This window comes from Pseudomonas sp., from assembly GCF_049300855.1.
In the GTDB taxonomy this organism is placed as follows: Bacteria; Pseudomonadota; Gammaproteobacteria; order Pseudomonadales; family Pseudomonadaceae; genus Aquipseudomonas.
This window is the reverse complement of the sequence record NZ_JBAQKH010000028.1, coordinates 145,425-157,796: the sequence shown is the minus strand read 5'-3', so window position 1 is coordinate 157,796 and position 12,372 is coordinate 145,425. Positions and strand designations below refer to the sequence as shown.

The 12,372-nt window shown below is 58.5% G+C and carries 13 protein-coding genes and 1 tRNA gene; 4 read left to right on the top strand and 10 right to left on the bottom strand.

Features of this window, described 5'->3' with window-relative positions:
- Nucleotides 1–75: 75 nt before the first annotated feature.
- Both WA225_RS14850 and WA225_RS14845 read left to right on the top strand, forming a co-directional pair.
- Nucleotides 76–1,260, top strand: coding sequence for a cyanate transporter (locus WA225_RS14850; RefSeq protein WP_422608471.1), 1,185 nt, complete (start codon nucleotides 76–78; stop codon nucleotides 1,258–1,260).
- A 185-nt stretch (nucleotides 1,261–1,445) separates the two neighbouring features.
- Nucleotides 1,446–2,381: a LysR substrate-binding domain-containing protein gene (locus WA225_RS14845; RefSeq protein ID WP_422608470.1), complete on the top strand. Its 936-nt coding sequence runs from the start codon at nucleotides 1,446–1,448 to the stop codon at nucleotides 2,379–2,381.
- A 3-nt stretch (nucleotides 2,382–2,384) separates the two neighbouring features.
- Here the strand turns inward: WA225_RS14845 and WA225_RS14840 are convergent, their stop codons facing one another.
- The 6 genes from WA225_RS14840 to WA225_RS14815 form a co-directional block, all read right to left on the bottom strand.
- Nucleotides 2,385–2,750 carry a 5-carboxymethyl-2-hydroxymuconate Delta-isomerase gene (locus tag WA225_RS14840; protein ID WP_422608469.1) on the bottom strand — a complete coding sequence of 122 codons (366 nt, stop codon included), beginning with the start codon at nucleotides 2,748–2,750 and terminating at the stop codon, nucleotides 2,385–2,387.
- A 94-nt stretch (nucleotides 2,751–2,844) separates the two neighbouring features.
- A complete protein-coding gene (locus WA225_RS14835; RefSeq protein WP_064119673.1) occupies nucleotides 2,845–3,765 on the bottom strand; it encodes a LysR substrate-binding domain-containing protein in 921 nt (306 codons plus the stop codon).
- Nucleotides 3,766–3,838: 73 nt separating this feature from the next.
- A complete protein-coding gene (locus tag WA225_RS14830) occupies nucleotides 3,839–5,935 on the bottom strand; it encodes a DUF6311 domain-containing protein (protein WP_422608468.1) in 2,097 nt (698 codons plus the stop codon).
- Nucleotides 5,932–6,318 (bottom strand): GtrA family protein, encoded by a 387-nt coding sequence (locus WA225_RS14825; RefSeq protein ID WP_422608467.1) that lies wholly within the window; start codon nucleotides 6,316–6,318, stop codon nucleotides 5,932–5,934. Before WA225_RS14825 ends, WA225_RS14830 begins: the two co-directional genes overlap by 4 nt.
- Nucleotides 6,315–7,025, bottom strand: a complete 711-nt coding sequence (locus tag WA225_RS14820; RefSeq protein ID WP_422608466.1) for a class I SAM-dependent methyltransferase — start codon at nucleotides 7,023–7,025, stop codon at nucleotides 6,315–6,317. The genes WA225_RS14825 and WA225_RS14820 overlap by 4 nt, the downstream gene beginning before the upstream one ends.
- A gap of 3 nt (nucleotides 7,026–7,028) precedes the next feature.
- Nucleotides 7,029–7,994 (bottom strand): glycosyltransferase family 2 protein, encoded by a 966-nt coding sequence (locus tag WA225_RS14815; RefSeq protein ID WP_422608465.1) that lies wholly within the window; start codon nucleotides 7,992–7,994, stop codon nucleotides 7,029–7,031.
- A gap of 277 nt (nucleotides 7,995–8,271) precedes the next feature.
- Here WA225_RS14815 and WA225_RS14810 point away from each other — a divergent pair, with 277 nt between their 5' ends.
- Nucleotides 8,272–8,463 (top strand): YegP family protein, encoded by a 192-nt coding sequence (locus tag WA225_RS14810; RefSeq protein ID WP_016984684.1) that lies wholly within the window; start codon nucleotides 8,272–8,274, stop codon nucleotides 8,461–8,463.
- Between the two features lie 299 nt (nucleotides 8,464–8,762).
- The gene (locus tag WA225_RS14805) at nucleotides 8,763–9,452 is read left to right on the top strand and encodes a hypothetical protein (RefSeq protein ID WP_422608464.1); all 690 of its coding nucleotides are present in this window, start codon (nucleotides 8,763–8,765) and stop codon (nucleotides 9,450–9,452) included.
- 107 nt (nucleotides 9,453–9,559) lie between these two features.
- On the opposite strand, the gene WA225_RS14800 is transcribed toward WA225_RS14805, so the two are convergent.
- The 4 genes from WA225_RS14800 to bamC all read right to left on the bottom strand — a co-directional run bounded on the left by WA225_RS14800 (nucleotide 9,560) and on the right by bamC (nucleotide 12,358).
- Nucleotides 9,560–9,649, bottom strand: a tRNA-Ser gene (locus WA225_RS14800).
- Nucleotides 9,650–9,732: 83 nt separating this feature from the next.
- The gene (gene purC, locus WA225_RS14795) at nucleotides 9,733–10,446 is read right to left on the bottom strand and encodes a phosphoribosylaminoimidazolesuccinocarboxamide synthase (protein WP_008077821.1); all 714 of its coding nucleotides are present in this window, start codon (nucleotides 10,444–10,446) and stop codon (nucleotides 9,733–9,735) included.
- Nucleotides 10,447–10,474: 28 nt separating this feature from the next.
- On the bottom strand, nucleotides 10,475–11,236 hold the full coding sequence (locus WA225_RS14790) for an MBL fold metallo-hydrolase (RefSeq protein WP_007911390.1): 762 nt from the start codon (nucleotides 11,234–11,236) through the stop codon (nucleotides 10,475–10,477).
- 6 nt (nucleotides 11,237–11,242) lie between these two features.
- Complete coding sequence (bamC, locus tag WA225_RS14785) at nucleotides 11,243–12,358, bottom strand: outer membrane protein assembly factor BamC (RefSeq protein WP_064119681.1); 1,116 nt, start codon at nucleotides 12,356–12,358, stop codon at nucleotides 11,243–11,245.
- Nucleotides 12,359–12,372 lie beyond the last annotated feature (14 nt).

The following is a 12,372-nucleotide window of genomic DNA, read 5'->3' as shown; positions in this document are numbered from 1 at the left end:
GCTCCGGATTTTCTGGTTTGCCCGGTACAAGTGGCTCCGCGCCTAATCGTCAGCCCCACGCTCACAGGTCTGATGATGGAAAACGTCCGCGCCACCGCTCGCCCCGCTGTCTGGTTGATGCTCGCCATCAGCCTCGTCGCGCTCAATTTACGTCCGTCGATGGCGGCGGTCGGGCCATTGCTCTCGGCGATTCGCGCTGACATCCCACTGAGTTTCAGCCTCGCCTCACTGCTGACGATGCTGCCGGTGATGGCCATGGGGCTGGCAATGTTTTTCGGCCTTGGCATCAGCCAGCGTCTGGGCGCACAGCGCACGGTGCTGTTGTCTCTGCTGATCATTGGCCTGGCGACGCTGTCGCGGCTGTTTATCGAATCCGCCGCCGAACTGATCGCCAGCGCCGTGTTGGCGGGCATCGGCATTGCTTTGATTCAGGCGTTGATGCCCGTGTTGATCAAATCGCGCTTCGCCGACAACGTCGCGCTGTGCATGGGCGTGTACGTCACGTCGATCATGGGCGGCGCGGCGCTTGTGGCCTCATTCGCACCGCTGGTGATGGTGCAAACCGGCAGCTGGCGTCACGGCTTGGCGATCTGGGCGATCCTGGCATTGCTCGCGCTGGTGTTCTGGTGGTCGCAACGCGGCCAATTGCCCGCCTCCGTGGCGACGGCAAGCAGAAAAGACTCGTTCTTCGCCAATCCCCGCGCCTGGTTACTCGCGATCTTCTTCGGTTTGGGGACAGCGTCCTACACCTGTGTGCTCGCCTGGCTCGCCCCGTACTACGTGGAAAAAGGCTGGAGTGAACAAAACGCCGGACTGTTGTTGGGTTTTCTCACGGCCATGGAGGTACTGTCCGGCCTGGTGGTTCCAGCGATCGCCAACCGCAGCCGAGATCGGCGGGCCGTGCTGATGGTTCTGCTCGGATTGATCATCGCCGGTTTTTGCGGACTGATTCTCGGCCCGCCTCATCTCAGCCTGCTGTGGCCGTGCTTGTTAGGTCTGGGTATTGGCGGGTTGTTTCCGATGAGCCTGATTGTCTCGCTCGATCACCTCGACAACCCGCAACGCGCCGGGGCGCTCACCGCATTCGTGCAGGGCATTGGCTACCTGATTGCCGGCCTCTCGCCATTGCTGGCGGGGATTGTCCGCGACCAACTGGGCAGTTTCGAATGGGCCTGGTGGTCGCTGACGGCGGTAATGGCGATCATGTTATTGATGGTGCTGCGCTTCGATCCCCGGCATTACCCGCGCCACTTTTCCTGATCAGGCTAGAGGCCTCTGGCCATGTTTTAGCGCTTTGAACGTCGACGTCGTGTTACTAAAACTTTCTGTCCCACAACTGAACGTGAAACGTCCTACAGGGCTTTGTCCTGGCACCATCGTTCCGTTAGGATCATTCGCACACGTTTGCGCGGATTCAGCGCAAGGAGCACAGCGAGACAGAACGGATGCTGAACAGTAACTTGCTACGCAAGCTCGACATGCAGGATCTCATGGTGTTTATCGCCGTGTATGAGCAGAGCAGCGTCACCGACGTCTCGGAAACGCTGTTTGTCAGTCAGTCCACCGTCAGTTACTGCCTGAAAAAACTGCGCACCAGTTTCGAAGACGAACTGTTCATCAATACCCGCACCGGCATGCGCCCCACCTACAAGGCCAGCAGCATGTACGGCCACGTGCAGAAAATTCTCGAAAGCATCAACCTGTGCCACGCCGGCGCCGCTGCGTTCGACCCGACGCAACAAGCGGTCACTTTCAACATCTGCGCCCCGGAATATTTCGAACAACTGATCCTGCCGCGATTGTTGAAGCGCTTTGACTTCGATGACTTGCCGGTGATGGTCAACATGCACAAGTTTGAAACCGACGTGCCGGCCGACGAGTTGCGCGATGGCAGCCTCGATCTGGTGATCAGTTTCGGCCCCAACTTCCACCGCCATCACAGCGACCTCAAGTCACGGATGCTGCTGGAAGATGACCTGGTCTGTGTTTTCGACAAGCGTGCCACACCGCTGGAACCGCGCCTGAGCCTGCAAGCTTTTACCGAGCGACGGCATGTGTTTCCGACGCCGTGGACATCGACCACCAACATGGTCGACGGCTGGCTCGCGCGACAGGCACAGAAGCGCCAGATCGTCGCGCGGTCGAACAGTTACAGCGCGGCACTGAAGATGATCACCGGCACCGACTTCATCCTCACCCTGCCCCGCCGTATCCAGCGATTGCTGACCAACGAAGCCGTGTTCAATCACTGCGAGGCGCCGAACGGCTTGCCCGGTTTTACCCTCGACATGCAATGGAGCCAGAGCGTCGATCAGGACAGCGCCAATGTCTGGCTGCGCGAGCAGGTCATCAAGGTGTGCAGCGAGCTGGAAGCGGCCTGAGCCTTACCCGCTGATGGCGGTTTTCGTGTAGGACTCGCGATCGATGTCGAGCAGTTCTACACACAGCTGCACTTCAACGCCGGCCGGCCATTCGCACAGATCCTGCAGCACTGCCAGCAGGCTTTGCGACAGCTGCTTCTTGATTTCCGGCGAGCGCCCGCTGAGCAACGCCAACTTCACGTAGACAAACGCACGCTCGCTCATGGCCGTACCGACCTTGAAAGTCTCGACCTTGATCGCACGGCTCTTGATATCGAACTCTGCCGCAAACTGACCGGAGCCCACCAAGGTGTTGTTGAGCCGGATCAACGCGACGTCAGCGTTCAAGTGCGGCAGGTTGGCGGTGTATTCCATGTGCAGGTGTGGCATCGGGATTGCTCCGGGTAGTCGGCAGAAAGGTCGTACATATAGCACAGCATTGCCCTACCCTTCTGCGGACTTTCACATATCCATGTGAGGCTCATCAGGCTGGAGTCAATGGCCGTTCACTCATGAACTGTTCCAGCCTGGAGCGCAACCAACGCTCTGCCGGGTCGCTGTCGACGTGGCTGAGCCAGACCATCGACAGATCCAGCGTCGGCGTCTTGAACGGGAACGGTTCCTTGAACAGCAATCCGGAAGTGGCCATCGCCGCCGCGGTGTAATCCGGCAGACTGGCAATCAGGTCGGTGCCGGCCAGCAGCGCCGGCAACGCACTGTATTGCGGCACCGACAGCACCACCTGACGGGTGCGGCCCAGTTCCGCCAGCCACTCATCGGCGAAACCGCTGACGTTGGCGGTGTGCGAAACCAGCACATGCGGGCGCGCGCAGTATTCGTCGAGGGTCAAAGGCGTATCGGAAGCATCGGCGCGCAGGATGCTCGGCTGAATGTGCCGCAACAACTTACGCTTGGCATTGGCCGGCAGACCACGGGTCTGGCTGATGCCAACGGTGATGTCGCCCGCGGCGAGCAGATCGGGAATCCGCCAGTAATCGACGTGTTGCACGACGAACACCACGTTCGGCGCCTCTTGCCGCAGCGCCCTTAGCAGCGGCGGCAGCAGGCCGAATTCGACATCATCGGACAGGCCGATACGGAAGGTCATGGTGCTGACGGCCGGATCGAAATCGCGGGTCAGGCTCAACGCCACCGAGAGTGAATCCAGCGCTGGCTTGAGGTGACGAAAGATATCTTCGGCGCGGGCCGTCGGTTCCATGCGATGGCCGACGCGGATGAACAGCGGATCGTTAAGCATCGTACGCAAACGATTGAGTGCCGAACTGATGGTCGGCTGGCCGAGAAACAACTTCTCCGCGGCCCGGGTCACATTGCGCTCCAGCATCAAGGTCTCGAACACCACCATCAGGTTGATGTCGGCCTTGCGTAATTCATTGCGATTCATCCCTTGCCCCCTGCCCCCCGGAATACCGGCAGTGTAGAAAGGCCGGGGCCCCGGCGTCCATCACCACGGTGCGTCAGTTCACTGTCAAACGCTTCAGGCCCAGCCCCATGACCCGTGAATCGTCATTGATACCCAATTGTTCAGGGCTGATGGCGTCGGGTAATTGCAACTCGATCGTCAGGCGATCATCGCCCGCCAGGCGCTGTCGGATGGTCGGGGTGATCGGTATTTCCAGATGATTATCCTGAAGCTGCACCAGGCGCGTGGTCAGCACCTGTTCGCCATTCAAACTGACAATCACTCGCTGCGCCGGGTGTTGCGGCACAACGAATGCCATGACCTCCAGCACAATCGAGCGCGCCACGGGTGTCACCCGCAAGTCGATCTTCGCCTGCTGCCCCGCCGACCATGTTCCCCAGTTTTCCGGGGTCGACCAACCGCTGGCCAACTGCCGGGCGGAGTAGTTGAGGGTCAGCGCCTGACCCGGACGCATCAGGGTCACAGATGACATCCGCCGCCCCTCATCAGGCATGCTCAGGCACTGCGCACAATGCTTCCAGCCCGGTGCGAGCACCACCAGGCCATCCACTCTGGTCAGCAGGTCCGTGTCACTGTTGACGCTTTTGGCGGCATCGACCAGCACCGTATCATCGAGGATGTATAACGAGTCGCTGTCGTACTGCCCTGATTCGAGCATGCGCTGTGTTTTCTGCCGGGCTTGCTCCAGCGCCCTGGAACTCATGCGGCCCAGATACACGGCATCGGTTTTCAGGCCGTGGGTCGCGGCGAAATCGGCAATCACTTGCCAGCGCTCGGACTGATTCTGCGGCATCAGGCTGCGGATGTTCGGGTAATGCGCCGCCGCGCTCGCCCAGAACGGATCCCGCATCGGCGTTGCCCATTCTGCGGACGGCGTCATCATCTTGCTGTTGCGCAACCCCATCCAGCCATTGCGCGTGTCGACAACCTGTATCGTCAACGCCAGCGCCAGCACCGCGACGACGATGCGTGGCCGGTAACCGCGCACCAGCAAGAACATCACCAACACGATGAGCGCGTACAACACGGGCCAGAACATCCGCCCCGAGGCGCGGAAAATATTGGCCAGTTTGATGGCTATTTTCGGCAGCGGGTAGCTGAATGTGTGCGCGCCGACACCGATCTGGTTCGATAGCGCGAACAACGATAAACCGAGCAACGCCAGTACTAACCAAGGGCGAATGCGAAGTTCATCCTTCAACGGTTGTCGGTTTCTCAGCCAGGCAATCAGCGCCAACGGCACCAGCGACAGCACACCCAGGCCCGGATAGTTGAAGCCTTCGTAATCGCCACCGGCTTTTGGCAGATCCGGCAAAATGAACGACCAGCCCGCTGGATCGACAGGTGACAGCAGGTTCATCCGGTACAAACCGAAACCACCGGATTGCACGCCGTCGGCAATAGTGAAGTAACCGACCTGCCAACAGCACACAGTCACCACGGCGAACAGCGACATGCCTTCGAGCAGACTTTGACGCCGAGGCAATTGTTGGCTGAAGGTCTTGCCAAGCAGATCTGCCACCCAGATCAACGCCACCATCGCCAACAGGTACGCATGCACCATCGCCGTCACTGCCAGCAGCGCGCCCCAGGCCAGACGACGTCGATACAGGTTCGGCAACAACGCCAGGTACAGCGCTGCCAGAATCAGAAAATGCCCGGACAAGGAAAGGTGTCCGCCCATGCGCAGGAACATCGGCGGCGAAATCACCAGTAAACCTGTGCCCAGCAAGCGAATCAGCGGATTCCCCGTCATCAGCCCCAGCAGTTTCCAGCCGAACCAGGCTTGCAGTACGAAGCACGCCAGCAGCCACAGACCAAAATACTGGAAGGTCGCCGGTAACCAGGCATTGAACGGTTTGAACAGCAGCGCCAGCAGCGGATTGGAGTCGGAGAAAATGATCGAACTGCCCAACTCCAGTCCATAGGACGGGTTGAGCCCCAGCGGAAAGGTCCAAGGCGAATGTCGGAAATATTCCCAACCCAGATAATGCGTGGCCGGATCGCCCTGCTCCAGCCAGGCAATGTTTTGCGGATCCAGCGCTTGCGGCCCGATCACGCAGAAAAACGCCAATACGCCCAGCAGCAAAGGCAAAAGAGCCAACGCCGGGTGGTTCCTTGAAGCCTTCATCGATAGGTCCAGAAATTGTGCAAGACAAAGGTGAACGCTGGAATCGTCAGCGCCACCGCAACGATACCCAGCAGATAGTGCAACCCGGCCATCTGTGCGGCCCAGGCAACGAACATCGCGAGGAAAAAACCGCCTACGGACACCAGCGAAAAACGCAGCAGCGTCCGGCCATGCAACCGGGCAGAAAAACTCCAGGTGGTGTTGATTACGTAGGACACCACCGTCGCCACAGCAAACGCCACACCGTTGGCAAGCGGCGGTTGCGCGGCGATGAAGTGGATGAACAGCACCGCCACCAGCGCATGCACCGCGGTGACGAACAGCCCGGTCACGGCAAAGCGTAATCCGCGCTGAATCAGCGCTGAGTTTTGCTCCGACGTCACGGTTTTTGCGCCAGCACAAACACACTCAAACCGGCCAGGCGATTGACGCTCATCAGCGGCAGTTCCAGGCGGCACAAGGTTTTGAGGATGCCGTTCACCCACGGGTGATGACGCTTGAGTTGCGAGCGCGGTGCCTGGGCTTGCGCACCTTGCGGCAACAAGCGCAATGCCGCCGCAATCGGGAACACCGCGCCGAAATAATAGGCACCGCGCTGCACCGTCAGTCCGGCATCGCGCGCCAGCGTTTCAAACTGAGGCAGGGTGTAGCGGCGCTTGTGTTCGAGAAAGTCATCGTGGCCGCTCCACAGGAACTGGAATGCCGGCACTGTCATCAGGAATCGGCTACCGGACGGCACTTTATCGACATACATCTTGAGCAGCCCGAGGTCGTCATCGACATGCTCCAGCACGTCCATCAACAGCACAAGATCGGCCTCGATGGTTTCAATCCCGCGACGGTAATGCACCGGTTTACCGGCGGTGGTCGCGCTGGAGTCGGCGGGGTAGCTGATATCCACGCACCACGCTTCGCGAGCATCGGTATGCGTCAACAAATGATGGGAGAAAAAACCCGAGCCGGCGCCCACATCAAGTATCCGGCTAATGGGCGCATCGCCCAGTAAACGCTTGGTAGCCGCCGCTTTGGAACAGTAATACCAATGCTCGTTGATGCTGTCGCCGAGGATGTCGGTTTCCTTGAGATCCATGTATCAGTCCTTGGGGTCGTAGACGCGACGCACCAGAAAAACCGGCCGGCGTTTGGATTCGATGTAAGTGCGGCCCAGATACTCACCGAGCACGCCGATACCGATCAATTGCAGCCCGCCGAGGAAGGTCACAGCGACCATCAGCGAGGCATAACCGGGCATGTCGACACCGTGAATCAGGGTGCGCAGAACAATGAAGATAGCGAAAGCAAAAGACACCAGTGACACCAGCGCCCCCACGTATGTCCAAACGCGTAGCGGTTCGGTGCTGAAACTGGTGATGCCTTCCAAGGCAAAATTCCACAGCCGCCAGCCATTGAATTTGCTCTGCCCCGCCACGCGCTCAGGGCGCTCGTAATCGACATGAGTCGTGCGAAAACCGACCCAGGCAAACAGTCCTTTCATGAAGCGCCGCGATTCGGGCAGCGTCAGCAGGGCGTCCACTACGCAGCGATCCATCAGGCGAAAGTCGCCGACGTTCTCGGGCAATGGCTGTTCGGCGATTTTGTTGTGCAGACGATAGAACCAATGAGCCGACGTCTGCTTGGCCCAGGTATCACTGTGACGGCTGATACGATGACCGAGCACGACCTCATAGCCTTCTCGCCAACGCTCGATCATCTGCACAATGACCTCGGGCGGGTCCTGCAGATCGGCGTCGATCGGCACCACGATCTGCCCGGTGGCGATCTGCAGACCGGCGGACAACGCAGCCTCTTTGCCGAAATTTCGACTCAGGTCGACGATACGCAGGCGGGCATCGTGCCGCTGATGCTCAATCAAGCGCTCGAGCGTGGCATCGGTGCTGCCGTCGTTGACGAACACCAGTTCAAGATCAACCAACGCCTGCGTCTGAAAGACTTCATTGATGCGCCGCAGAAACGTGTCGAGGCTGTCCTCCTCGTTAAAAACGGGGACCACCAGCGATAACGTCACCTGCCCGGTCTGTTGCGTTCCGTGCTCAGTCAAAGGAATGCTCTTTTTATAGTGATTGTCGGTCGCCAAACGATTTTCGACGCCATGAGCCGTCCCGTATTAAGCAGGAGCGTCGACGGTGTTGCAAGGATCAGACGGTGACGTATCGGCCAATCCAGAGGCCTATTCCCGCGCTCTAGTCCGGGCGCTTGAGAAACATCTGCCAATGATTGGAAACACATCCCCGATAGCCAAAAAAACCGCCTGCGCTAGGCTTGCGTCGATGCGTCACAAGGGCTGACGCAGCAAACCATCGCATGGAGCGAACTGAATGTATTTCGAGATTTACAGGCAATCCAGAGGCACCCCGAGCACCGGCAAAGGGCAATGGCGCTGGAGGCTGAGGGCGGGTAATCACGAGACGATCGCCAGCGGCGAGTCTTATGTGAACAAGGCGGATTGCTTGCATGTGATCGGGCTGATCAAGGCTGTGCAGGGGGAGACGCCGGTTAAGGAGATCTAAGAAATGAACGTGCTGCCTATTGTACGTAGGCAGCATCCAAGTCTCTGAAAAATCGCCCCGTCGCAACTGCATGTAATCAAGATACGGCTTTACCCGAACCGTCGCAGATGGATAATGGCAACCTGCCACAACCCACCAATCCCTGATACCTGGGATTCTCATCTCATCGGCCCGACATTCACCATCATGGATACATGATCAGGCTACGAAACAAGGAGTTCGTAACTTTGACCCCCTCTCAGGATTTATCAGCGCCCCTCTCCCGGACACAGAAACTCACTTCCTTGATAACGAGAGGCATGGCGGGGCTTGGTGTTCTGCTAGGCGCCATGTGGGCACTGATCACCTACGCAGTACCAGACCCTAGCGTGTTCGGCTTCAGTTTCATCAGCTGGAAAAACGTGGTCTTGCTGGTCAGCACCTTTATGTTTCTGGGTGCTGTTTCGATCGGATGGCAAATTCGAAATCTCACGCCATTGCTGAGAGGCACCCTGCAGTTCCTCATCATCGCCGGGATGTCATTCGGTTTCTTTATCTTGGGTACGGAGTACGCCAAACCCTCATTCGAATTTGCAAAGCTTCAGGCAAAAATCGTTGAGAACGAGGGGAGTAATCTGCTCGGCAAGCGCTTGGAAGTCCTGGACAACGTACGCATTGAACTGGATGGCTGCGAAAATATCGGTCGATTGCCAACCTGCACATTCGAACTAACAAACATGAATGTGGATCGCAGTTTCCGCTTCGACGAAAGCACACGCCTTTTCGATGCATCGGGAGGCCCGCTGAAATTCGAATCGATTCGAGTAGGCCAGGTGGAAGATCGCCCTTGGGCAAGATTCCAACTCATCCGCAACCTCCCTACGCGCGTCACTTTGAATTTTCAGCAAAGCAACGACAAGCTGACCAAGACCCCTGCCATCAAGCTCGTATTCAAGGATTTGAATGATGAGCCCCTCACCCTCAAATTCAGCGAGATCGACATGCGTTGATGCTGTCGGTACCTACATCATCAAATTTTCGCTCGGTTGGCTGAGACCAATCGAGCGGATGCAAAAAAGCCCCGTAGCTTTTCAGCTACGGGGCTTTTTCTATGTAATGGCGGAGAGATAGGGATTCGAACCCTAGGTACCGGTGAAGGTACAACGGATTTCGAATCCGTCCCATTCGGCCACTCTGGCATCTCTCCAACGGCGCGCATCATAACAACACTTTTACCGAAAGCAAACCCTCTTTCGAAAATTTGTTCGTGCTATCAGATGCTTGCGTCGATTAAAGCGGTACGCCCAGACGATTGGCGACTTCTTCGTAGGCTTCGATGACGTCACCGAGGCCCTGGCGGAAGCGGTCTTTGTCCATCTTCTTCTTGGTGTCCTTGTCCCACAGGCGGCAGCCGTCCGGGCTGAACTCGTCACCGAGGACGATGGAGCCGTCGCTGAATACGCCGAATTCGAGCTTGAAGTCGACCAGCAGCAGGCCAGCGTCGTCGAACAGCTTGGTCAGGACTTCGTTGACCTTGAGCGACAGTTCTTTCATGCGAACCAGTTGCTCGGCGGTGCCCCAACCGAATGCCACGACGTGGGATTCGTTGATGAACGGGTCGCCCTTGGCGTCGTCCTTGAGGAACAGTTCGAAGGTGTAAGGGTTGAGCTTCAGACCTTCTTCAACGCCCAGACGCTTGACCAGGCTGCCGGCGGCGTAATTGCGCACGACGCACTCGACCGGGATCATGTCGAGCTTTTTGACTAGGACTTCGTTGTCGGCCAGCAGTTTGTCGAATTGGGTCGGAATGCCGGCCGCTTCGAGTTTCTGCATGATGAAGGCGTTGAACTTGTTGTTGACCATACCTTTGCGGTCGAGCTGCTCGATGCGCTTGCCGTCGAACGCCGAGGTGTCGTTGCGAAACAGCAGGATCAAGCGGTCAGCGTCGTCGGTCTTGTAAACCGATTTGGCTTTGCCGCGGTAGAGTTCTTCACGTTTTTCCATGATGGGCTCCGCTTGCTAAGTAGGTGGGCTAGGCGATGTGCCGCCAGTCGAGCCCTGAATCTTGATCGGCCAGTTGCAGCCAGTCCGGGTCGCACCCGAGGGTGTCGACAAAACATTGCCGGGCCAACTGCGGCAGGTTGTTCTTGCTGCTCAGGTGGGCCAGGACCAGGTGTTGCAAGCCCTGCCAGCCCAACTCGGACACCAGGAAAGCCGCCTGATGGTTGTTCAAATGTCCCAGCTCGCCGCCCACCCGCTGCTTGAGAAAGTACGGGTAATGACCACGGGCCAGCATATCGCGACAATGGTTGGACTCGATCATCAATGCATCGAGGTCCCGATAACCGTCCAGCACCCGCTCGCAGTAGGAACCCAGGTCGGTCAGCAGGCCGAAGCGCCGCTGCTCGTGATCACTGAAGACATACTGGGTCGGCTCCTGCGCATCATGGGCCACGGCAATGACCCCGATGTTCAGAGCACCGATCTGCAGTTGCTCGCCGCCGGCCAGAAAGCCCGCGGGTTCAATCGGTTTGCGCATCCCGCGCAGAGTGCCGCGACTGAGGTAGACCGGTAGATTGTAGCGCCGAGACAGCAAACCCACGCCATGCACGTGGTCGGCATGTTCGTGGGTTACGAGTATCGCGCTCAGTTGCGCCGGGTTCACACCCAGGCGCAACAGGCGTTTTTCGGTTTCCCGCAGGGAAAAACCACAATCCACCAGCACATACGTATCAGCACTGGCGATCAGCGTGCCGTTCCCTTGGCTACCGCTGCCGAGAACGGCAAAACGCATGGTTGATCAGCCCAGGTTGTCCTGAATCACGCTCAACACTTTACGTGCCACTTCAGCCGGCGCGACGGTGTTGATGTTTTTCTCGACGGTCACCTGAATGTTCTCGCCAACCTTGCTCAGGCGAACCTGATAACGCTCGGCACGGGCTTCAACTTCTTCCTTGCTCGGCGCACTGCCGAACAGGCTGCTGAAGAAACCAGGCTTGTCGTCTTTCTTCTCGGCTTTTTCGGCCAGGTTGATGTAGTACAGGCCGAGGCTGCGGTTGATGTCTTCAACGCGCCATTCGCCCTGTTCCAGTGCACGGCCAACGCTCGACCAGGCACGGTCCAGATCGGTACCGACGTTCAACACCGGGTTACCGCTGCCGTCTTCGCTGAGGCTGACACGGCTTGGCGTATCGAAATCACGCGAGGCCAGCATCGACACCGAACCACCCTTCTCGGAGATACGGCTCATGCTCGCGAGCATGTCGTCGACCAGCGCTGCGTCCAGGCCAGTGTTGACCGAACGGTTGGTGAAGGCCACGTCGGCAGTGCTGCCGGCAGGACGCTCGGCGCTGACCACGTAGATTTCACTGGTGTTGCGCTGCACACCCGGCTCGATCCGTACACGCACACGGGCTTCGCTGTCGCTGGCGATGCCGGCTGCGCTCAGGCGCTTGGCCATGGCCGCAGACAGCTCGTCAGAGTGCTGCCAGGTGGTGGTGAATTCGCCGGTTTGCGGACGCTGTTCATCCAGACGGAAACCGTTGTCCTGGAAGAACTGCACCGCCACTGGCCAGACTTCGGCCGGTGGGTGCTGGGCCACGACCCAACGCGAATCACCGCTCTTCTGCAGCGAGTAATCGCTGGCATCGGCAACGGCCGACAGCGGCTGAGGACGCGGCACAATGTATTCGCCCTTGGCGGTGTCATCAGCAACGTTACGCGGGATCGGCAGCAGCGGATCCAGACGCTTGGAAGTGCTGACATCCGGTGGCAGTTGCATCGGTGCAGTCTGTTGCGCTTGCAGGTAATCGCTACCACGGTCGCGGAAATAACCTTCCGGCCCCCAGACCCATCCACAGCCACTGGTGCTGGAGATAATCAAGGCAAGTGCGGAAAGTCCGGCCATTCGCTTCATGCGTTGTACTTCCT